The sequence below is a fragment of the Pseudomonas hydrolytica genome (assembly GCF_021495345.1).
Classification (GTDB): domain Bacteria; phylum Pseudomonadota; class Gammaproteobacteria; order Pseudomonadales; family Pseudomonadaceae; genus Aquipseudomonas; species Aquipseudomonas hydrolytica.
Map to the genome: position 1 here is coordinate 3,203,972 of NZ_CP099397.1, position 21,939 is coordinate 3,225,910.

Annotated in this window: 22 protein-coding genes; all 22 read right to left on the reverse strand. The window is 65.1% G+C overall.

Going from position 1 to position 21,939, the window contains the following annotated elements:
- Window positions 1-43: 43 nt before the first annotated feature.
- The 22 genes from flhF to L1F06_RS15005 all read right to left on the reverse strand — a co-directional run bounded on the left by flhF (window position 44) and on the right by L1F06_RS15005 (window position 21,881).
- Entirely contained in the window at window positions 44-1,357 is a 1,314-nt protein-coding gene (gene flhF, locus L1F06_RS14900; RefSeq protein ID WP_129482198.1) for a flagellar biosynthesis GTPase FlhF, read from the reverse strand.
- An 11-nt stretch (window positions 1,358-1,368) separates the two neighbouring features.
- Entirely contained in the window at window positions 1,369-3,516 is a 2,148-nt protein-coding gene (gene flhA / locus L1F06_RS14905; RefSeq protein ID WP_129482197.1) for a flagellar biosynthesis protein FlhA, read from the reverse strand.
- A gap of 84 nt (window positions 3,517-3,600) precedes the next feature.
- The gene (flhB, locus tag L1F06_RS14910; RefSeq protein WP_129482196.1) at window positions 3,601-4,737 is read right to left on the reverse strand and encodes a flagellar biosynthesis protein FlhB; all 1,137 of its coding nucleotides are present in this window, start codon (window positions 4,735-4,737) and stop codon (window positions 3,601-3,603) included.
- A gap of 9 nt (window positions 4,738-4,746) precedes the next feature.
- Window positions 4,747-5,523: a flagellar biosynthetic protein FliR gene (gene fliR / locus L1F06_RS14915; RefSeq protein ID WP_129482195.1), complete on the reverse strand. Its 777-nt coding sequence runs from the start codon at window positions 5,521-5,523 to the stop codon at window positions 4,747-4,749.
- Between the two features lie 13 nt (window positions 5,524-5,536).
- Complete coding sequence (gene fliQ, locus L1F06_RS14920) at window positions 5,537-5,806, reverse strand: flagellar biosynthesis protein FliQ (protein WP_003243215.1); 270 nt, start codon at window positions 5,804-5,806, stop codon at window positions 5,537-5,539.
- Window positions 5,807-5,817: 11 nt separating this feature from the next.
- Window positions 5,818-6,603 (reverse strand): flagellar type III secretion system pore protein FliP, encoded by a 786-nt coding sequence (gene fliP, locus L1F06_RS14925; protein WP_003243214.1) that lies wholly within the window; start codon window positions 6,601-6,603, stop codon window positions 5,818-5,820.
- Entirely contained in the window at window positions 6,603-7,034 is a 432-nt protein-coding gene (gene fliO, locus L1F06_RS14930; RefSeq protein ID WP_003243212.1) for a flagellar biosynthetic protein FliO, read from the reverse strand. The genes fliP and fliO overlap by 1 nt, the downstream gene beginning before the upstream one ends.
- Window positions 7,035-7,036: 2 nt before the next feature.
- Entirely contained in the window at window positions 7,037-7,504 is a 468-nt protein-coding gene (gene fliN, locus L1F06_RS14935; protein ID WP_003243210.1) for a flagellar motor switch protein FliN, read from the reverse strand.
- Window positions 7,505-7,543: 39 nt separating this feature from the next.
- Window positions 7,544-8,515: a flagellar motor switch protein FliM gene (gene fliM, locus L1F06_RS14940; protein ID WP_003243207.1), complete on the reverse strand. Its 972-nt coding sequence runs from the start codon at window positions 8,513-8,515 to the stop codon at window positions 7,544-7,546.
- A gap of 13 nt (window positions 8,516-8,528) precedes the next feature.
- Window positions 8,529-9,050, reverse strand: coding sequence for a flagellar basal body-associated protein FliL (fliL, locus tag L1F06_RS14945; RefSeq protein ID WP_012019019.1), 522 nt, complete (start codon window positions 9,048-9,050; stop codon window positions 8,529-8,531).
- Between the two features lie 230 nt (window positions 9,051-9,280).
- Window positions 9,281-10,510, reverse strand: a complete 1,230-nt coding sequence (locus tag L1F06_RS14950; RefSeq protein WP_129482194.1) for a flagellar hook-length control protein FliK — start codon at window positions 10,508-10,510, stop codon at window positions 9,281-9,283.
- Between the two features lie 64 nt (window positions 10,511-10,574).
- Window positions 10,575-10,928, reverse strand: coding sequence for an Hpt domain-containing protein (locus L1F06_RS14955; protein WP_003243202.1), 354 nt, complete (start codon window positions 10,926-10,928; stop codon window positions 10,575-10,577).
- 29 nt (window positions 10,929-10,957) lie between these two features.
- Window positions 10,958-12,646 carry a fused response regulator/phosphatase gene (locus tag L1F06_RS14960; RefSeq protein ID WP_012019022.1) on the reverse strand — a complete coding sequence of 563 codons (1,689 nt, stop codon included), beginning with the start codon at window positions 12,644-12,646 and terminating at the stop codon, window positions 10,958-10,960.
- Between the two features lie 2 nt (window positions 12,647-12,648).
- The gene (locus L1F06_RS14965) at window positions 12,649-12,954 is read right to left on the reverse strand and encodes an STAS domain-containing protein (protein ID WP_003243199.1); all 306 of its coding nucleotides are present in this window, start codon (window positions 12,952-12,954) and stop codon (window positions 12,649-12,651) included.
- A gap of 83 nt (window positions 12,955-13,037) precedes the next feature.
- Window positions 13,038-13,487, reverse strand: coding sequence for a flagellar export protein FliJ (fliJ, locus tag L1F06_RS14970; RefSeq protein WP_003243197.1), 450 nt, complete (start codon window positions 13,485-13,487; stop codon window positions 13,038-13,040).
- Window positions 13,488-13,512: 25 nt separating this feature from the next.
- Window positions 13,513-14,859 carry a flagellar protein export ATPase FliI gene (gene fliI / locus L1F06_RS14975; protein ID WP_003243195.1) on the reverse strand — a complete coding sequence of 449 codons (1,347 nt, stop codon included), beginning with the start codon at window positions 14,857-14,859 and terminating at the stop codon, window positions 13,513-13,515.
- Entirely contained in the window at window positions 14,849-15,649 is an 801-nt protein-coding gene (fliH, locus tag L1F06_RS14980) for a flagellar assembly protein FliH (RefSeq protein ID WP_003243193.1), read from the reverse strand. The genes fliI and fliH overlap by 11 nt, the downstream gene beginning before the upstream one ends.
- Window positions 15,650-15,917: 268 nt before the next feature.
- A complete protein-coding gene (gene fliG / locus L1F06_RS14985) occupies window positions 15,918-16,934 on the reverse strand; it encodes a flagellar motor switch protein FliG (protein ID WP_003243191.1) in 1,017 nt (338 codons plus the stop codon).
- Window positions 16,927-18,711, reverse strand: coding sequence for a flagellar basal-body MS-ring/collar protein FliF (gene fliF, locus L1F06_RS14990; protein WP_129482193.1), 1,785 nt, complete (start codon window positions 18,709-18,711; stop codon window positions 16,927-16,929). The genes fliG and fliF overlap by 8 nt, the downstream gene beginning before the upstream one ends.
- 10 nt (window positions 18,712-18,721) lie before the next feature.
- Entirely contained in the window at window positions 18,722-19,051 is a 330-nt protein-coding gene (fliE, locus tag L1F06_RS14995) for a flagellar hook-basal body complex protein FliE (RefSeq protein ID WP_003243188.1), read from the reverse strand.
- A 199-nt stretch (window positions 19,052-19,250) separates the two neighbouring features.
- Window positions 19,251-20,663 carry a sigma-54-dependent response regulator transcription factor FleR gene (gene fleR, locus L1F06_RS15000; RefSeq protein ID WP_129482192.1) on the reverse strand — a complete coding sequence of 471 codons (1,413 nt, stop codon included), beginning with the start codon at window positions 20,661-20,663 and terminating at the stop codon, window positions 19,251-19,253.
- Between the two features lie 3 nt (window positions 20,664-20,666).
- Window positions 20,667-21,881: a sensor histidine kinase gene (locus tag L1F06_RS15005; protein ID WP_129482191.1), complete on the reverse strand. Its 1,215-nt coding sequence runs from the start codon at window positions 21,879-21,881 to the stop codon at window positions 20,667-20,669.
- Window positions 21,882-21,939: the final 58 nt, after the last annotated feature.

The following is a 21,939-nucleotide window of genomic DNA, read 5'->3' on the forward strand; positions in this document are numbered from 1 at the left end:
ACTCCCGCGTCATGACGCGGGAGGGTGCTACATTCTCGCCGTTTCAGCCGGCACGCTGCGCGGGGCTGTGGTACAGCCCGGCGAACATCTGCGCCATGGCATCCTCGCTCGGCGGCTCGGCGGTCTGCAGGCCTACGGCGCGGCTGACCAGCTGGTGACTACGCGGCACCTGCAGATCATCCGGGATCCGCGGTCCGTCCGTGACATAGGCTACCGGCAGATGCTGGCCTATAGCCAGACCCAAAACCTCACCCAGGCTCGCGGCCTCGTCCAGCTTCGTCAGTATGCAGCCAGAAAGGCCACAACGCTTGTAACTATGGTAGGCCGCCTTGAGCACTTGGCTCTGACTTGTTGCAGCCAGGACCAAATAATTCTTCGCCTTGATCCGCGCCGAGGCCAGGCTTTCCAGCTGCAGGCGCAGCGCCGGATCGTTACCCGGCAGACCGGCGGTATCGACCAGCACCACGCGCTTCTTGGCCAGCGGCGTCAGCGCCTGCAGCAGGGACTGACCGGGATCGATCTGGGTCACCGATACACCCAGAATACGCCCCAATGTCTTGAGCTGCTCCTGGGCACCGATACGGAAGCTGTCCATGCTCACCAGAGCGACCTGCTGCGCGCCGTACTTAAGCACGTAGCGCGCCGCCAGCTTGGCCAGGGTGGTGGTCTTGCCCATGCCGGCCGGACCGACCAGGGCGATCACCCCGCCCTCCTCCAGCGGCTCGACCTTGGGCGTCTTGATCGCATGCGCCAGGTGCGCCAGCAGCATGCGCCAGGCCTGACGCGGCTCGGCCACACCCGCGACCTTGCTCAGCAGTGCCTGCGACAGTTCGGCAGACAGGCCCATGCGCTGCAGGCGACGCCACAGATTGGCCTGCTGCGGACGACGCGTCTGCAACTGGCCCCAGGCGATCGACCCCAGCTGAACCTCAATCAGCTCGCGCAGGCCGTGCAGCTCGAAGCGCATGGCTTCCAGCGCGCGCGGATCGACCGCCGGGGCCGCGGCAGGAGCCGACTCGGCCGCGCGCTGCGGTTTGACCGGCGTGGCAGGCAGCTCGGGCGCCAGCAGCGATTCGTTGGCGAACAACTGGCGGTCCTTGCCGGCGTCCTGCTCGGCACGCGTGGCCAGCTCCGCCTGGGCACTGGCGATGCGCGCCTGGGTCTTGCGCAGCTCGGCTTCCAACGCCGGGTTCGGGCGTACCGGCGCCGGCGCCACCTGGTAGTCCAGCGCAGCGGTCAGCTCGACACCGCCAGCCACGCGGCGGTTGCCGATGATCGCGGCGTCGGCGCCCAGCTCGTCTCGCACCAGTTTCATGGCGGTCCGCATATCGGCGGCGAAGAAGCGTTTGACCTGCATGACCCTTTACCTCAGTTCTGGCCAACCGTAGCGACTATGGTGACCTGCTTGTTGTCCGGAATTTCCTGGTAGGCCAGCACATGCATGCTGGGTACCGCCAGCCGCGCGAAGCGCGACAACATCGCCCGGATCGGACCGGCCACCAGCAGAATCACCGGCTTGCCGAGCATTTCCTGGCGCTGCGCCGCTTCCACCAGGGAACGCTGCAGCTTCTCGGCCATACCCGGTTCGAGGAGGATGCCATCCTCGCTGCCCTGACCGGCCTTCTGCATACTGTTGAGCAATATCTGTTCCAACCTTGGTTCGAGGGTGATCACAGGCAGCTCCAGCTCTAGTCCCACAATGCTTTGCACAATGGCGCGGGCCAGCGAGACGCGTACCGCGGCGACCATCGCGGCGGGATCTTGACTCTTGGGCGCGACGTTGGCGATGGCCTCGGCGATGGTGCGAATGTCGCGCACCGGCACCTGTTCCTGCAGCAGCGCCTGCAGCACCTTGAGCAGGGTCGACAGCGACACCAGCCCCGGCACCAGCTCCTCGGCCAGCTTCGGCGAGCTCTTGGCCAACAGCTGCATGAGCTGCTGCACTTCCTCGTGGCCGAGCAGCTCGTGGGCATGCTTGTGCAGGATCTGGTTGAGGTGGGTGGCGACCACGGTACTGGCGTCGACCACGGTGTAACCCAACGATTGCGCCTGATCGCGCTGACTGGGGTCGATCCACACCGCCTCCAGGCCGAACGCCGGATCCTTGGCGGCGATACCGTTGAGCGGGCCGAATACCTGGCCGGGGTTGATCGCCAGTTCGCGATCCGGATAGACCTCGGCCTCGGCCACGCTGACGCCCATCAGCGTCAACCGATAGGCGTTGGGCGCCAGATCGAGGTTGTCGCGGATATGCACCGAGGGCATGAGAAAGCCCATCTCCTGCGACAGCTTCTTGCGTACTCCCTTGATACGCGCCAGCAGCTGGCCACCCTGATTGCGGTCGACCAGCGGAATCAAGCGGTAGCCCACCTCCAGACCGACCATGTCCACCGGGGTGACGTCGTCCCAGCCCAGTTCCTTGACCTCCTGGGCCTTCTGCGCCGGCAGCAGCTCCTGCTGGCGCTGCACTTCCTTGACCTCGGCTTCCTTGACCTTGCGGTTCTTGTGCGCGATCCAGTAGGCGCCGCCAGCGGCCACCAGGCCCAGGCTGATGAAGGAAAAGTGCGGCATGCCCGGCACCAGGCCCATGGCGATGAGGATGGCAGCGGCCACGGCCAGAGCACGCGGCGAGGCGAACATCTGCCGATGCACCTGCGAGCCCATGTCCTCGGAGGTGGAAACGCGGGTCACCATCACCGCGGCGGCAGTGGACAGCAGCAGGGAAGGAATCTGCGCCACCAGGCCGTCACCGATGGTGAGCAGGGTGTAGACCTTGCCGGCCTCGGCGAAGGCCAGGCTGTGCTGCAGCACGCCGATGGCGATACCGCCGATCAGGTTGATGAACAGGATCAGCAGGCCGGCGATGGCGTCGCCGCGCACGAATTTGCTGGCACCGTCCATCGAGCCGTAGAAGTCCGCCTCCTGGGCCACCTCGCTGCGACGGCGCTTGGCCTCGGCCTGATCGATCAGGCCAGCGTTGAGGTCGGCGTCGATGGCCATCTGCTTGCCGGGCATGGCGTCGAGGGTGAAGCGCGCGCTCACTTCGGAGATACGCCCGGCACCCTTGGTGACCACCACGAAGTTGATGATCATGAGGATGGCGAACACCACGATACCGACGACGTAGTTGCCGCCGATCACCACTTCGCCGAAGGCCTGGATCACCTGGCCCGCCGCGCCATGTCCGTCGTGGCCGTTGAGCAGCACCACACGGGTGGAGGCGACGTTCAGCGCCAGACGCAGCAGCGTGGCGGCTAGCAGGATGGTGGGGAACACGGCGAAGTCCAGCGGCCGCAGCGCATAGATGCTGACCAGCAGCACCACGATCGACAGCGCGATGCTGAAGGTGAACAGCACGTCGAGCAAAAACGGCGGAATCGGCAGCATGACCATGCCGAGCATGACCAGCAGCAGCAGCGGAATGCCCAGGTTGCCGTGGCGCAACCCGGCAAGGTTGCTGCGTACGTCACCGATGATTTGTGCGCGATCTACTGCCACAGCTCTACCCCAGCCCATTCAATCTTTTGACGCGAAAATGCGCCCTGCTGGGGTAATGGCAAGAAGCGTTCCAGAATCACGCGGCAGCGTGCAAGACGCTCTTTACGAGTCGCGACGCAGATCCGCAGGGATCGGCAGGTCCGGCAATGGCCCCGGACGCTTGCCCTTGCCGGCCTGGTACTGCCGAAGCTGATAGACGTAGGCCAGCACCTGGGCCACGGCCAGGTACAGGCCGGCGGGAATTTCCTGATCCAGCTCGGTGGAGTAGTAGACGGCCCGGGCCAGCGCCGGCGATTCCAGCACCATCACCTTGTGCTCCTGGGCGATTTCGCGAATCTTCAGCGCCAGGAAGTCGCCACCCTTGGCCAGCAGCATTGGCGCCCCCCCCTTCTCCGGGTCGTACTTGAGCGCCACGGCGAAGTGCGTCGGGTTGGTGATCACCACGTCGGCCTGCGGCACGGCCTGCATCATGCGCCGCTCGGCCATCTCGCGCTGCAGCTGACGGATACGCCCCTTGACCTCGGGCTTGCCCTCGGTGTCCTTGTACTCGTCGCGCACTTCCTGCTTGGTCATCTTCAGCTTCTGCTTGTGGCTCCAGAGCTGGAACGGCACATCCACCGCGGCGATCAGAATCAGCCCGCAGGACAGCCAGAACGCGCTCCAGCCCACCACCCTGAGGCTGTGCAGAATGGCCGGCTCCACCGGCTCGTTGGCGATGGCCAGCAGGTCGTCCTGATCCAGCGCAAGCACCACCAGCGCCACCGCCAGAATCACCAGAAACTTGGCCAGGGCCTTGAGCAGCTCGACCAGCGCCTGCACGGAGAACATGCGCTTGAGACCGGCCAGGGGATTCATGCGACTGGCCTTGGGCTGTAGCGCCTCGGCGGAGAACAGCCAGCCGCCCAAGGCGATGGGGCCGATGACCGAAGCGATCAGCAGGGCCAGGAACAGCGGCTGTATGGCCACCAGGGCATGCTTGCCGGAAGCCAGCAGGTACAAGGCCATGCTGCCCTCGTGCATCAGCACCTCGCGCGGCAGACTGAAATTGCCGCGCATCAGGTCCATGAGCACGTTGCCCATGTAGGCGCCGAAGATGATCAGCGCAACGGTGCCGGTGAGGGTCACCGCCAGGGTGTTGAGCTCCTTGGAGCGAGCGATCTGACCTTTCTTGCGCGACTCCTCGAGCCGCTTACTGGTGGGTTCCTCGCTTTTTTCGGCACCGCTTTCGCTTTCAGCCATGCTCGCTCCTCATCGCGTCAGGGCGAATTCGCCCAGCTGCTGCAAGGCCTCGCTGGCCAGGGCCTGGAACAGGCTGCCGAAGTCGGACAGGCCGATCCAGAAGATCACCAGGCCCATGGCCAGGGTCAGCGGGAAACCGATGGAGAAGATGTTCAGCTGCGGCGCCGCACGGGTCATCACGCCGAACGCCAGGTTGATCACCAGTAGCGCGGTGACCATGGGCAGGGTCAGCAGCAGGCCGGCGCCGATCACCCAGCCGAGCTTGCCGGCCAGCTCCCAGTAGTGGCCGATCATCAGGCCCTGCCCTGGCGGCAGGCTGACGAAGCTTTCGGCAAGCACCTCCAGAACCACCAGGTGGCCGTTGATCGCCAAAAACAGCAGCGTCACCAGCATCAGCATGAACTGGCCGAGCACCGGCACGGAAACGCCGTTGGTAGGATCGACCATGGAGGCGAAGCCCAGGCCCATCTGCATGGCAATGATCTGCCCCGCCACGGCGAACAGATGAAAGAACAGCTGCAGGATGAAGCCGAACATGGCGCCGATCAGCACCTGTTCCAGGATCAGCAACAGGCTGCGCAGGCTCAGCGCGTCGACCTGCGGCATCGGCGGCAGGGTCGGCACCAGCACCACGCTGATCGCCAGCGCCAGGTACAGGCGAACCCGATTCGGCACCAGTTGCGTCCCGATGATCGGCATGACCATCAGCATCGCCGCGATGCGGAACAACGGCAGCAGGAACTGGGCGACCCAGCCGCTGATTTGCTCGTTGCTCAGTTCCAGCATCGCGCGCAGCCCCTCAACCTATGAGGTACGGAATGTTCTGGATCAGATTCTGCGTGTACTCCATCAACTGACTCACCAGCCAGGGGCCGGCCCAGATCAGGGTGATCAGCATCACCATCAGACGCGGCAGAAAGCTCAGGGTCTGTTCGTTGATCTGCGTCGCGGCCTGGAACATGGCGACCACCAGACCGACCAGCAGACTTGGCACCACCGCCAGGCCGACGATCAGCACGATCAGCCACAGCGCTTCGCGAAACAGGTCTACCGCTACCTCGGGAGTCATCGTGAGCCTCGCTATAACGTGCCGAAACTGGCGGCCAGTGTGCCCATGATCAACGCCCAGCCATCGACCAGCACGAACAGCATGATCTTGAACGGCAACGAGATGATCAGCGGCGACAGCATCATCATGCCCATCGCCATGAGAATGCTGGCGACCACCATGTCGATGATCAGGAACGGGATGAAGATCATGAAACCGATCTGGAACGCGGTCTTCAGCTCGGAGGTGACGAACGCCGGCACCAGGATGGTCAGCGGTACGTCCTCGACACCGGCCAGATCGGTACGCTTGGACAAGCGCACGAACAACGCCAGGTCGCTCTCACGGGTCTGCGCCAGCATGAAGTCGCGAATCGGCCCCTCGGCACGGGTCAGCGCCTCCTGAGCGACGATTTCCTCGTTGAGGTAGGGCTGCAGCGCATCGGTGTTAATCCGGTCGAAGATCGGCGCCATGATGAACAGCGTCAGAAACAGCGCCAGGCCCACCAGGATCTGGTTCGACGGGGTCTGCTGCAGGCCCAGTGCCTGACGCAGGATGGAAAACACGATGATGATCCGAGTGAAGCTGGTCATCAGCATGACGAACGCCGGGATGAAGCTCAGCGCGGTCATGATCAGCAGGATCTGCAGGCTGACCGAATACTCCTGCTGACCCTCCGCATCGGTGGACAGCGTGATCGCCGGAATCGACAGCGGACTGCTGCCCTGCTGGATCAGCGAGGCGCCGGATGGCGGATCTTCGGCGAACGCCAGCGAAGCGGCCAGACTCAGCAGCAGCACCAGCAACAGACGCAGCATCAGGATTTGTCCTTCTGATCCTTGCCCAGCAGCTCCATCAGGCGCTGGGCGAATTCCGGTGTGGCCGGTTCGGCGTCGGCCAGGTGCACCGGCTCCTTGAGCACGTGCAGCGGGGTGATGCGTCCGGCGGACAGGCCCAGCAATATCTGCTCGTTGCCCACCTGCACCAGCACCAGGCGATCACGCGGACCGAGCGGCTGAGTGGCCAGCAGCTTGATCACCTGGCCGCCGCGCGGCGCCAGTTGCTGCACCCGACGCAGCAGCCAGGCGAGCGCGAAGATCAGCCCGATGACCAGCAGCAGGCCGAGCAGCAACTGGCCCAGCTGGCCGGCCACATCGCTACCGGCCATGGGCGTGGCCGCCTTGCCCGCAGGTTCGGCCGCCATGGCCGCCAGGGGCATGCTCAGAAGCAGAGCGAGAAGACGAGCCATGGTCAGCGCAGCTTCTTGATGCGTTCGCTGGGGCTGATCACGTCGGTCAGGCGAATGCCGAACTTCTCGTTGACCACCACCACTTCGCCATGGGCGATCAGGGTGCCGTTGACCAGCACGTCGAGCGGCTCGCCGGCCAGGCGATCGAGCTCGATCACCGAGCCCTGATTGAGCTGCAGCAGGTTGCGAATGGTGATATCGGTGTTGCCCACTTCCATGGAAATGGACACCGGGATATCCAGGATCACGTCCAGGTTGGGGCCGTCCAGACTGACCGGCAGCCCGCTGGCCTGTGGCGCGCTGCCGAACTCTTCCATCGGCGCACGCGGCGCCGCCGGCTGGGCGCTGCTCTGCGCAGCCAGCATGGCGTCGATGTCGTCCTGGCCGGCATCGCCTGCCTCGGCCAGGGCTGCCGCCCACTCGTCGGCCAGCGCCTGTTCCTCGGGGGAGGTGTTCTCTTCGTCTGCCATCGTTGTTCCTCGCCTACCTCAAATGGGTTTGCCAGCGCCTCAGCGCTGACGCTCGATCGGCTCGAGCACCTGCAGGGCGAGATTGCCCTTGTGTGCGCCGAGCTTGACCTTGAAAGTCGGCACGCCATTGGCGCGCATGATCACGTTTTCCGGCAGCTCCACCGGGATCACGTCACCCGGCTGCATGTGCAGGATGTCGCGCAGCTTCAGCTGACGCCGCGCCACGGTGGCGGCCAGCGGCACGCTGACGTCGAGGATGTCCTCGCGCAGGGCCTTGATCCAGCGCTCGTCCTGATCGTCGACGTCGGACTGGAAACCGGCGTCGAGCATCTCGCGAATCGGCTCGATCATCGAATAGGGCATTGTGATGTGCAGGTCGCCACCGCCACCGTCCAGCTCGATATGGAAGGTGGACACCACCACCACCTCGCTGGGGCTGACGATATTGGCCAGCGCCGGGTTGACCTCGGAGTTGACGTACTCGAAGTTGATGTCCATCACCGCATGCCAGGCCTCGCGCAGGTCGACGAAGGCCTGATCGAGCACCATGCGCACCACGCGAAGTTCGGTGGGGGTGAACTCGCGCCCCTCGATCTTGGCGTGGCGGCCGTCGCCGCCGAAGAAGTTGTCCACCAGCTTGAACACCAGCTTGGCATCCAGAATGAACAGGCCGGTGCCGCGCAGCGGCTTCATCTTCACCAGGTTGAGGCTGGTGGGCACGTACAGCGAGTGCACGTACTCGCCGAACTTCATCACCTGCACGCCACCGACGGCCACGTCCGCCGAGCGGCGCAGCAGGTTGAACATGCTGATGCGGGTATAGCGGGCGAAACGCTCGTTGATCATCTCCAGGGTCGGCATGCGCCCACGGACGATGCGGTCCTGGCTGGTCAGGTCATATTGCTTGACGCTTCCAGGTTCCGCGGCGTCTTCGGTGGCGACCAGCCCGTCGTCGACGCCATGCAGCAGCGCGTCGATCTCATCCTGGGAAAGCAGGTCTTGCACGGCCATGTTGGGCTCCCGGCTACTGCAAAACGAAATTGGTGAACAGCACCTGCTCGACCACGGTGCTGCCGGTTTCCTTCTGGGCCAGTTCCTGCACGCTGGCCAAGGCCTGCTGCAGGAGCATCTCCTTGCCCAGCGGGGTCTGCAGGGCAGCGAAATCCTGACCGGAAAGCAGCATCACCAGGCGATTGCGCAAAACCGGCATGTGCACCTTGAGTTTCTCCACGCCAGCGGCGTCGCGGCTCATCAGCGCCATGCTGACCTGCAGATAGCGAGTGCGGCCCTGATGATTGAAATTGACCACGAAAGCCGGCATCAGATCCTGATACAGCGCCGGTTGGCGCACCGGTACCGCGGGGCTGGCAGCTTCGGCGGGCTTGGCATCGTCGGCCTTGTCGCCCTTGCTGAGAATGAACCAGGTACCGCCAATGGAAAGACCGACGGCCAGGAGCAGACCCACGACGATGAGAATGATGAGCTTGAGCTTGCTCTTGCCGCCGGGTTGTCCGTCGGCGGCCGGTGCCGCTTCTTTCTTAGCCATGCCAATAATCCGTCAGTGCCTACGTTCTTTCCGCTTTCAAAGGGTTAAGAGCAAGTGTTATGCCAGCATCTGAGCAGACTTGTCTAACTCTGGGCTGCGGATTTAACAGGGCCGCGCCCTTGCTGTCACCTCAAAAAGCATTCGCCCGGGCGACCTTTCGGCCACCCGGGCGAATGCAAGTTTAGCGGAGTGACGCCGCCTGGCTGGCGTCGACTCCGTCAGCGTCTGGCTCAGGCGTAGTAATCGACCAGGCCGAGCCCCGTGCGCAGGCGCTCACCGGCCACTTCCTGATGTCCGACCATCGCTGCGTCATCGCCGCCCAGCAGCCCTTCGCCGCCACGTCCACCACCACCACGGCCCTCCTCCCCCTGGCCCTGCCAGCCGCGACTCAGCGACTGGTCGGAGACATTGGCGTCGGCCAGGCTCATGCCCTGCTGGGTGAACAGCTCGCGCAGGCGGTGCATCTGGCCTTCTAGCGCTTCGCGCACGCTGGCATTGGGGCTGGCGAAGGTGACCTGGGCCTGATCCTGGGACAGGTTCACCCGCACCTCCAGGCGCCCCAGCTCGGCCGGGTCGAGCTGAATTTCCGCCGACTTGAGGTTCTGGCTGGACAACCACATGACCCGGTCCACCACCGCCTCGCTCCAGCCGCCCTGATGCATGGCGACCGGCTGACCGGGCACCAGTGGCAGGCGCGAGGTCACGTTGGTCTGCTGGTTCAGCGCCTGAGTCAGGGCGTTGAGCTTGCTGACGAACTGATCCGGGCGATTGGGTTGCACGCTGTCCTTGAGACTCTCCAGCGCATCCTTGGCCAGGCTCTCGAGCGGCAGGTCCAGAGCAGGCTCATCGCTTTTCTTGAGCGTCTCTTCGCCTTTGCCCATGGCCGCCATGGCCGCGGCGAAATCGGTGCTGGTGGAGATCCGCGCACTTCTGCTCAAAGCCTCCTGCACGGGCTGGGTCTTGACCTCCTCCTCCGGCAGCTCGGCGAGCATGGCCAGGGGGTCATCGACCTCAGGCTCCAGCACCGGCTGCGTCTCTTCGGCGCTGCCGCCGACAAAGCCGGTGATCAGCAGAGCCTCGGGCGGCAGCGCTTCCTCGGCAGCAGGCACCATGTCAGCCGGCAGCGGCATGCCGCCAAGGGCCATGGCCAGCAAGGGGTCGAGCGCCTCCTGCGTACCCTCCTCGGCCGGCAAGGAATTGCCGGGGGCGGCAACGACCGGTTGTTCGGCGGCAGTCGCGGCCGGGGTCGAGGCCTCGGCACCGGGCTTGGCCGGCTGCTCCTGGCTGGATTTTGCAGTGCTGCCAGAGCGCTCACCAGGCTTGGCCTGGCGCTCCTTGGCATACACCTCGGCAAAGCTGGAAGCCTCTTTCTTGCTGGGCTCCGGCGCTTTGGCCGGCTGCTTCGCTTTGCTCTTCGCCTCAGGCGTGGCCTGCAGGCGTAGGTCGGGCAACGCGGACATGGACGCTCTCCGTCTGATGGGTCGTGACGGGATCAGAGCAAAGGATGGGCCAACTCGGGAAAAGTCAGACGCGGTAACGCTGACGCTCGGACTTGAAGAGGATGCGGACGATGGCGAATTCGCGCTCGATCTGCTCGATCAGCGCCGGTGCCAGCTCGAGCGCCTCACGCCGCCCAGCGTCCTCGAGCTGCTTGCACAGGCCAGACAGCAGCACCGCGCCCATGTTGCTGCAACTGCCCTTGAAGCTATGAGCGGCCAGCCGCAAGCCCTGCGCATCGCCATCGGCCGCGGCCTGATGCAGCAGACGCAGGCGCTCCTCGGAATCGGCCACGAAGGTATCGAGCAGAATCGGGTACTCGTCTTCCATGACGTCCTGCAAGGCTGCCAGGACGGCATCGTCGAGATGGATATCGGACACCGGGTCACTCCCTGAACGACAGGCCCGCATTATGCCTCAGAGGACCAGCAAAACTCCACGCTGACCCCCTGGCCACCCGGCGCAACATGGAAGCCATCACTGAGCTGACGCACCAGCGCCAGCCCGCGTCCGCACAGGGCTTCGTCGCCAGCCGCCATGACCCTGCCCGGATCGAAGCCGGGACCGCTGTCCTCGACCCGCACGATCAGACGGCCACCCCCGTCCTCCGGCAGCATCCGCAGGTGGAAGCGCACGTACCCCTCGTGCAGTGCGGCCAGGCGCAGGCGGCGCTCACGGTAGTACTCGGCAAAACCGCTGGCATCCTGCTTGAGCGCGGAGTTCAGTCCCATCACGCCGTGCTCCAGGGCATTGGAGTAGAGCTCGGCCAGGACGGTGTACAGCTCCCCGCCGCGCGGTCGCAGGGCCTGCACGTCCAGCAGCAGCTGCAACAGGTAGGGCAAGGGATTGAAATGGCGCAGGCTCTGCGCGCGAAACTCGAAACTGGCCGACCAGTCCAGCGAACTGCTCTGGCCGCTGTCGGCAAAGGCCAGGGGCCGAGGGCGCTCGTCGTCTTCGGCAAGGCCGACCTGCAGCATGCTGACGTCGTCCTGCACTTCGCCGCGGAACTCCACCAAGGCCCGCTGGATCTCCTCGAACAGCGCCTGCGGCTGGCGATTGGCATCGAGCAGGGCCAGCAGACGCTCTTCGCCGAACAGCTGGCCCTGCTGGTTGCAGGCCTCCAGCACGCCGTCGCTGAGCAGGAATATGCGATCCCCCTCGGCCAGGGGATACACCTCGCAGCGATCGCTGAATGCCGCCGGCTCGAGAATGCCCAACGGCAGATGACGTGACACCAGCGCCTGACGCGGTCGCCCGTCGCCATGCAGCAGATAGCCATCGGGCAGCCCGCCGTTCCACACCTCGAGCAGGCCCCGCTGGCTGCTGATGTTGAGCAGGGTGGCGCAGCAGAACACCCCAACCGGCAGGATGCGCTTGAGCTTGGCATTGATCTCGCGAAGGATCTCGGCCAGGGCATGGCCTTTGGAGGTCATGCCATAGAACACCTCGGCCAGCGGCATGGCGCCGATGGCGGCCGGCAAGCCGTGCCCGGTGAAGTCGCCCAGCATCACGTGCATGCCGCCGGAGGGCGTGTACGCCGCCAGCAGCAGGTCGCCGTTGAACAGCGCATAGGGCGATTGCAGATAACGGATATTGGGGGCGTCGAGGCAGCCGGAATGCGCCACCTTGTCGAATACCGCCTTGGCCACCCGCTGCTCGCGCAGCAGGTGTTCGTTGTGCCGGGCGATCAGGTCACGCTGTTCCAGCACGGTGGCCTGCAAGCGGCGCAGGCGATCCATGGCGCCGATCTTGGCTTCGAGTATCACCCGGTTGTAGGGCTTGGCGAGAAAATCGTCGCCGCCCGCCTCCAGGCAACGCACCAGCGCCTCGTTCTCGGTGAGCGAGGTGAGAAAGATGATCGGCACCAGCGCTTCGCCGGCCTGCTGCTTGATACGGCGGGCGGCCTCGAAACCGTCCATCACCGGCATCAGGGCATCCATCAGCACCAGGTGCGGCCGCTCCTGCTCGAACAGGGCGACCGCCTCCAGCCCGTTGCCGGCGGTGAGTACCCTGTGCCCCTGCCGACTGACGATGGTCGACAACAGCATGCGGTCGGCCGCGTTGTCCTCGACGATCAGGATCGACAGGCGCTCAGGCATGTTCAGCTGATCTGGAACAACTGCTCGAAGTTGGAAATGGCGAGGATCTTGCGCACATCGCTGCTGCAGTTGAGCAGACGAATCTGCGCCGCGTCGCCGCCGGCGTGATCGCGCAGCAGCAGGAGCATGCCGAGGGCCGAGCTATCCAGATAGCTGGTGTCCTGCAGGTCGACCTGATAGCGCTTGGGCGTGATGTTGACGCGCTCGTAGGCGTCACGAAATTCCTGGTGGGAGGCGAAGTCGAATCGTCCTCGAATCACGATGGTCAGCTCTTGCCCGTCGGCCGACGGTTGCGAGGTGATGGCCATGTCTACTCCTTTTGGGGACTTTGCCAGATCGGCGTGTTCACGCTTCAAGGTGTAGCACCTGAGCTGCGGTGAGACAACTGCAATCAGGGCTCGCCGCGATCGATCAGGCGTTGCGCCAGTTCGTCGAGCAGCTTCTGCTCGCGCTTGTCCTCGGCCAGCCGCGCCTCGTCGATGTAGCGCTGCACCAGCTTGCGCAGCCCTTCCAGACGCGCATAGCGCTGCTGCCATATGGCGCGAATCTTCTCCAGATTCGCGCGATGCCATTCGAGGTTCTGATGCTGCTGGCCGATGGCCGTCTCCAGCTGCGAGAGAAAGCGCTGATAGTTCATCAGCCATTGGCCGGAGACGCCCTTGCTGCCTTCGCTGATCCATTGCTGCTGGTAATCGCCGCGAAAGCGCTCCAACTCGCCCAGCTTGGCCTCGGCCTGGCCGACCAGGCCCTGACAATGACCGAGCTGGCGTGCGGCTTCGCGCTCGGCCTTCTCGGCCATTTCCACGACCGGCTGCAGACGCTTGGCACGGCTCAGACTCATGGTTTCATCGCCCCATCAGCCTCGATCACGCCCCCAGCACCGCCGCCAGCTGCTCGCGGCTCTGCGCCATGTCCACGCTTTCGCCGAGGCCCTGGCGCAGGTACTGGGCCATCTGCGGTTGCCGGGCGATGGCCAGATCGGTGTCGGCGTCGCCGCCCGGTACGTAGGCGCCGACGCTGATCAGATCGCGGCTCTGCTGATAGCGCGACCAGAGTTGCTTGAAACGCTGCGCCTGCTTGAGCTGCTCCGGCGGTACCACCTGCGGCATCACCCGGCTGATCGACGATTCGATGTCGATGGCCGGATAGTGCCCCTCCTCCGCCAGCCGCCGCGACAGCACGAAGTGGCCGTCGAGTACGCCGCGCGCCGCATCGGCGATGGGGTCCTGCTGGTCGTCGCCCTCGCTCAATACCGTGTAGAAGGCCGTGATCGAACCACCGCCCGCCTCGCCATTACCGGCGCGCTCGACCAGCCGGGGCAGCTTGGCGAACACCGAAGGCGGATAACCCTTGGTTGCCGGCGGCTCGCCGATGGCCAGGGCGATCTCGCGCTGCGCCTGGGCATAGCGGGTCAGCGAATCCATCAGCAGCAGCACGTTCTTGCCCTTGTCGCGGAAATATTCGGCGATGCGCGTGCAGTATTGCGCCGCGCGCAGACGCATCAATGGCGCATCGTCAGCGGGCGAAGCCACCACCACCGAACGCTTGAGGCCTTCGGCGCCGAGAATCTCGTCGATGAACTCCTTGACCTCGCGACCGCGCTCGCCGATCAGGCCGACGACGATGATCTCGGCCTCGGTGAAACGGGTCATCATGCCCAGCAGCACCGACTTGCCCACGCCGGTACCGGCGAACAGGCCCAGACGCTGGCCGCGTCCGACGGTGAGCAGGCCGTTGATGGTGCGAATGCCGACATCCAGCGGCTGGCTGATGGGATCGCGATTGAGCGGATTGATGGCAGGCCCGTCGACCGGCACCCAGTCCTCGGCCTTCATCCCGCCCTTGCCGTCGAGCGCCCTGCCGGCGCCGTCGAGCACCCGGCCGAGCATTGACATGCCCATCGGCAGGCGGCCGGCATCGGGCAGCGGCACCACGCGGGCGCCAGGTGCAATCCCGGCCAGACTGCCCACGGGCATCAGGTAGATCTTGCCGCCGGAAAAGCCCATGACCTCGGCCTCGACCTGCACGGGGTGGTAGCTGTCGCCATTGATCACCAGGCAGCGGCTGCCGATGGCGGCGCGCAGGCCTTCTGCCTCCAGGGTCAGGCCCACCATGCGCAGCAGGCGGCCTTCGAGTATGGGCTGGCTGGGCAGGCTGATCGCCTCGGTGTAGCCCTCCAGACGCCGGGCGAAACTCACCCGATCAAGGCGCATCGCCGGCGTCCAGATCGAGGCTTATGTCGGCCTCGGGCGGTTGGGTGAACTGCGCGCGCTGCTGCTCGAATAGCTGCTTGAGCGCCTGCGCCATGCGCGTTTCCACGCTGGCGTCGATCTGGCTGTGCTCCGACTCGATGCGGCAGCCGCCGGGTAGCAGGCTGTCGTCCTCGAGAATGCGCCAGTTCTCTTCATGGCGCTCACGCAGGGCCTTGATGACCTCAAAGTCCTGCGGGTTGACCTGGATGCGCACGTTGTCCGCCCCCATCGGCAGCAGCTTGAGCGCCTCGCGCAGGACCTGGCGAATCTGACTGGAATCGATGCTCAGCTCGCGCTGGATCACCTCGCGCGTCATATGGCTGACCAGGCGAACCAGGGCCAGCTCCATCTGCTGGTCCTGCTCGGCGATGGGCTCGAGCAGTTGCGCCATGAGTTTTTCCAGGCTGCCGATCTTCAGCGCCAGCGCGGCATCGGCCTCCTGCTTGGCCTTGAGCTGACCGGCGTGAAAGCCGTCCTTCTCGCCGGTGGCAAAACCTTCGTTGTAGGCATCCTGGCGGATCGCCTCGAGCTCATCGAGCGTCAGCGGCTTGACGTCCTCCAGCGCGACTTCCTCGACCTGGCCGAGGTCCTGCGCCTCGCCTTCGGCCGCAGCGGCGGGCTCTTCGGCTGGAGCCGCCTCGCTCTCTGCGGACTCTTCGCCAGGCGCATCGAAGCTGGGCAGCGCCCAGCGATCGAACGTACCCAGGTCCTTGGCGCGAATCAGCTCGCTCTCCGGCTCCTTGGCGGCCATCAGGGTCTGTTCCCATTTCGACGCGAGCCGCGTTGCTGCGCCAAATGGCGCCAGGCAAGGCGCGGGACGCAGGGAATGGTTGCCCCCTTGCCAAGTCCCGCAACACCGCATGGTGCCATTTGCCGCGCAACCCGAAGGGCCGGGCCGGTCTTTGCGCGCTGCTGCGTTATTCGTTGTTCATTTGGAATGACCAAACTTCTCTCCTCATGCCTTGCCCCGCGCAAAAACTGGCTCCGGCGCGGCCGTGGCGAAACGGGAATAGACCCTGCTAAACCATCTCCTCGCCGCCCTTGCCACCGAGCACGATCTCGCCGGCCTCGGCCATGCGCCGGGCAATGGTGAGGATTTCCTTCTGCGCCGCCTCGACGTCGCTGACGCGGACCGGCCCCTTGGCTTCCAGGTCGTCACGCAGCAGCTCGGCGGCACGTTTGGACATGTTCTTGAACACCTTGTCCTTGATCGCGTCGTCGGCGCCCTTGAGCGCCAGCACCAGCACTTCGGAGGACACCTCGCGCAGCAGCGCCTGGATGCCGCGGTCGTCGACGTCGGCCAGGTTGTCGAAGACGAACATCAGGTCCTCGATCTGCGTCGACAGGTCCTCGTCCACCTCGCGGATCGAGTCCATCAGCTGACCTTCCACCGAACTGTCGAGGAAGTTCATGATGTCCGCCGCACGCTTGACCCCGCCCATGGTGGCGCGCGTGGTATTGGCGCTGCCGGAGAACTGCTTCTCGAGAATCTGGTTGAGCTCCTTGAGGGCAGACGGCTGCACGGTGTTGAGCGAGGACACGCGCAGAATGATGTCCAGGCGCACCTTGTGGTCGAAGTGGCTGAGCACCTCGCCGGCCTGGTCCGGGTCGAGATAGGCGACCACGATGGCCTGGATCTGCGGGTGCTCGTAGCGAATCACATCGGCAACGGCGCGCGGCTCCATCCATTTCAGGCTGTCCAGGCCGCTGGTGCTGCCGCCCAGCAGGATGCGGTCGATCAGATTGCCGGCCTTGTCCTCGCCCAGGGCCTGGGTGAGCATCTTGCGGATGTAGCCGTCGGCGCCCACGCCGAGGCTGGTCTGGTCGCCGACGATGTCGACGAACTCGGCCATTACCTGTTCGACCTGCTCGCGGTGAATGTTGCGCATCCCGGCCATGGCCACGCCGACGCGCTGCACTTCCTTCGGGCCGAGGTGACGCAGCACCTGAGCCGCATCGGTCTCGCCCAGCGAGAGCAGGAGAATGGCGGCCTTGTCGACCTTGTTCAGCTTGGTAGCGGTTCGATTGTCACTCATCGGCGTTGATCCACTCTTTCACTACCTGGGCCACGCGACCAGGATCTTCGGCCACCAGACTCTTGATGGCGTTCAATTGTGCATCATACCCCTCGCTGGGGCTGGGCAGCAGTATGCTTTGCGGGCCGCCCAGGCTGACGCGATCTTCGGACAGTTCGCCATCCAGGCCGGCCATCTCGCCCAACTCGACGTCGCCGGTTTCGGCCAGCCCCTTGCCCTTGCCACCGCCGGTGATGTTGTTGAGCACCGGACGCAGCACGCCGAACACCAGCACCAGGATGAACAGTACGCCGAGCACCTGCTTGACGATGTCCCAGAACCAGGGCTGGGTGTAGAACGGAATGTCCGGAATCTCTTCGCCCAGCGAGGCGGTAAAGGCGGTGTTGATCACGCTGACACTGTCGCCACGGCTGGCATCGAAGCCCACCGAGTCCTGCACCAGACGCGTGAAGCGAGCCAGATCGTCGGCGCTCCACGGCACTCGGGTGGCTTCGCCGGTGGTTGGGTCGACGCGTACCTGGTCATCCACCACCACGGCCACCGACAGACGGCGCAGGCGCCCCTGCTGCTGTTTGGTGTAGCTGATCGAACGGTCCAGCTCGAAGTTGCGCGTGGACTGCTCACGCTTGTCGGCCGGGTACGGCGCCAGCATCGGTTGACCGGTAATCGGGTCGGTGATCTGCTGACCGTTGGCATCCACCAGCGGCTGCCCGGGGGCTACCGGGCCGGCAGCCCCCGCAGCGCCACCGGCCTGTTCGGGAGCGGCCGCAGCACCGGGCGGCTGATTGGATAGCGCGCCAGGCACACCTTGCGGCGGCAGGCTGCTCTGACGTTGCTCGTTGACCTGCTGCTCGCTGCGCAGCGCCGGCTGGTCCGGGTTGAACATCTCGGAGGTGGACTCCACCGAGCTGAAATCCACGTCGGCCGATACCTCAGCCTTGTAGCGGCCGGTGCCCAGCACCGGCTGCAGGATGTTGTGCACGCGCTGGGTGAACAGCGTTTCCATGCGGCGGGTGTAGTCGAACTGCTTGCCGGCCATGGTCAGCTCGGAGAGTTCCTGCTGATCCGACAGCAGGTTGCCCTTCTGGTCGACCACGGTGACCTGGCCCTTGTCCAGCTCCGGCACGCTGGTAGCGACCAGATTGACGATGGCCATCACCTGGCTGGGCTCCAGCGCCCGCCCCGGATAGAGCTCCACCAGCACCGATGCGGACGGCTTGCGCTCGTCACGCACGAACACCGAAGCCTTGGGCATGGCCAGATGCACGCGCGCAGCCTTGACGTTGTTGAGGCTGGACACGGTACGCGCCAGCTCGCCTTCCAGGCCACGACGATAGCGGGTGGCCTCCATGAATTGACTGGTACCCAGGCCCTGCTCGCGGTCGAGAATCTCGAAGCCGACGCTGTTGTCGGTGGGCGCCACACCGGCGGCGGCCAGGCGCAAACGCGCACGGCTCAGATCGTCGGCCTTGACCAGCAAGGCGCCGGAGTTGGGCTCGACGGTGTAGTTGATGCCCGCGGCATTGAGCGTTTCCACCACCTGGGTGGCATCCAGGCCATTGAGGCTGCCATACAGCGGACGATAGTCCGGCTGCTGCGACCAGAGCACCACGGCAAAGCCGATGGCCACGCTGGCGGCCAGACCGACCAGCAGGCCGAGCTGACGCAGCACCGACATCTCGGCGAGATTTTCCAGGAAGCTCAAGCCGAACAGCGGCTTCTTGGGCTCCGCTGCTTCGCTCTTAACCGGTACGTTTGCTACTGCTGCCTCAGCCATGAATCAACCCTCAGACCGGCATCTGCATGATGTCTTGATAAGCCTGAACCAGCTTGTTACGCACCTGGGTCATGGCTTGAAAGGATACGCTGGCTTTCTGTGAGGCGATCATCACGTCGGTCAGATCGACCCCGCTCTGTCCCATCTCGAAAGCGGTGGCGAGCTTGCTGGAGGCCTGCTGGGTCTCGTTGACCTTGTTCACCGCCTGACCGAGCATCTCCGAGAAACTCGGCATGCCCTGCACCGGCTCGCTGGCAGCCGGCTTTTGCCGGGCCATGGCCTCGGCCTGCATGGCTCGCATTTCCAGCATCAAGCGATTGAATTCGACACCCTGGGACATGACTTCCTCCACTGCCCGCTTTTTGACGCTAGCGGCGCTATGCAGGGGTAATTGCAACAAGGGTGCCAAGAGGGCAGTTGTCAGCGACAGGCTTCAGTCGGCAGGCAGGAGCAGTGCGAGAAGCGCGCTGGCAGAGCGTGAGACAGCAAAACGACAGGCGGGGATAACCCGCCTGGTTTCAGGCATGAGTGGAGCCAGACTAACTGGCGTAGAGATAGGCCTCGACATCCATGCCGGCGTCGCGCATCTGCGCCAGCTTGTAGCGCAAGGTGCGCGGGCTGATGCCCAGACGCTCGGCAGCCTCCTTGCGGCGGCCGCGCTCGGCGCGCAGGGTATCGATGATCACCTGGAACTCACGACGCCGCAGGTCCTCACCCAGAGCGCCGCCATCGGCCACCATCGCCTCCTCCGCCACCGGCGGCGCAACGGGCGCACTGGGCACGACCGCCAAGCGAGGCGCGGTGCCCTGTACGCTTTGGCCGATGGGTGCGTGCAGGCAGAGATCCTGCGCCTGAATCACTCCACCCTGCTGGAGAATCAACGCACGCTGGATGGCGTTGTCCAGCTCGCGCACGTTGCCTGGCCAGGGGTGCTGCACCAGGCTTCGTGCAGCCGACTCGGACAGCCGCACCGGCGCCTGATTCATTTTTTTGACGTGTTTGGCCAGCAGCCGCTCGGCCAGCGGCAGAATGTCGGCAGGACGCTCGCGCAGCGGCCGCCAGGCCAGCAGGAAGACCGACAGCCGATAGTAGAGGTCTTCGCGGAAACGCCCGGCGGCCACTTCACTGGCCAGGTCGCGGTTACTGGTGGCCAGCACGCGGATGTCCAGGGTGATCGGCTTGCGCGCTCCGACCCGCTCCACCTCGCGCTCCTGCAACACGCGCAGCAGCTTGGCCTGCAGACCAAGGGGCATCTCGGAAATTTCGTCGAGCAGGATGGTGCCGCCATCGGCCAGTTCGAACTTGCCCGGCTGGGACGTGACCGCGCCGGTGAACGCCCCCTTTTCGTGGCCGAACAGCGTGGCCTCGAGCATGTTGTCGGGAATCGCCGCGCAGTTGATGGCGATGAACGGTCCGGACGAACGCGGGGATTGCTGGTGGATGTAGCGCGCCAGCACCTCCTTGCCGGTACCGGACTCACCGGTGATCATCACCGTCGAATCGCTCTGCGCTACCCGGGCCGCCAGCTCCAGCAGTTGCACGCTGGCCGGCTCGAGCGCCACCGGGCCGTCGCGATCCCCAGCAGGCAGCTTGCCGAGCGCATGCCTGGCCACCAGTTCCAGTAAGGTGCGCGGCTCGAACGGCTTGACCAGATAATCGGCAGCCCCCTGACGAATCGCATCCACCGCCCGCTCCACGGCGCCGAAGGCCGTCATCAGCAGTACCGGCAGTTGCGGATAGCGAGCGCGGATCTGCGCCAGCAACTGATGCCCATCCATGCCCGGCATGTTGACGTCACTGACCACCAGGCCGAAGGGCTCCTCGGCCAGGGCGACCAGGGCCGCCTCGGCACAATCGACCGCACGATAATCATGCCCGCCCAGGCACAGGGTATCGGCCAAGGCTTCGCGCAGGGCGCGATCGTCTTCAACCAGCAGGACTTTGGCAGCCATGGGTTACTCCTGATTCGAGTGAAGCGCCGCCTCGAGCAGCGGCAGAGAAATGATGGCGCAGGTTCCGCGACCTGCGCGCGATTGCAGCAGCAACTGGCCCTGGTGGGCCCGCGCCACGGCCTTGACCACCGCCAGGCCGAGGCCGGTTCCGGTGGTCTTGGTGGTGAAGAACGGCTCTCCCAGGCGTCCCAGCGTTTCGCGGCTCATACCGGGGCCGTTGTCGCTGACACACAGGCGCACCTGGTTATCGCGACGATACAGGTGGACCTTCAGCCGCGCTTCGCGCCCCCCTGCCTGAATGGCGTTATCGATGAGATTGAGCACGGTGCCGACCAGCGTGTCGCGGTTGCACAACAATTCGCCCTCGCGCACATCGCACTGCCAGCGCACCGCCATGCCGCCGACATGCACCTCCGCTGCCGCGCGCAAGGCATCGAACAGGGCCGCAGGCGACAGCCGATCGGGCAGCGGCAGCTCGCCGCGGGCAAAGATCAGCATGTCGCGCACCTGATTCTCCAGCTCGTGCAGACGCTCCTTGAGCCGCCCGGCGAAACGCTGCTGCTGCTCGGCCGGCAGAACCTGCTCATTGAGATGGCTGGCATACAGCAGCGCCGCAGAGAGCGGCGTACGGATCTGATGGGCCAGCGAGGCGACCATGCGCCCCAGCGCCGAAAGACGCTCATGACGGGACAGTTGATCCTGCAGGCGGCGGGTTTCCGTCAGGTCGGTCAAAAGCACCAGCTGCCCCGGCTCGCCATGCAGCGAGCGAGTGGCAATGGACAGGCGACGCCCGTCGCGCATGGAGATTTCATGACCATCGTCTTCGCGCGGGGCGAAGTTGCGGGCGATCACCTGGCGCCAGAGCATGCCGACCAGGGGCTGCCCCAGCAGCGCGCGCGCCACGGGATTGGCTTCGCGCACCACGCCCTGGCCATCGATGACGATCACCCCACCGGGCAGCAGATCCAGCAGGCTTTGCAGGCGATGAGCCAGACGCTCCTTCTCTGCCAGCTCCTGCATGCGCTGGGCGCTGACCAGCGCCAGCTGGCCTTTCAGCTCGGTGACCCGCGCCTCGAGCAGGCTGTAGGACTCGCTGAGCTGGTTGGACATCTGGTTGAACAGGGCAAACGCCTGCTCCAGGCCCGCACGGCTGGCTTGTTCGAGCGGTGCCGAGGGGTTTGCCTCGACTGGCTCGGTGGGACGAAGGTTGGCTTCCATCTGCTTCTCTCGCACGACGCACCGTCAGAAGACGGTCAGATGCGAGAGAATTAGCAAT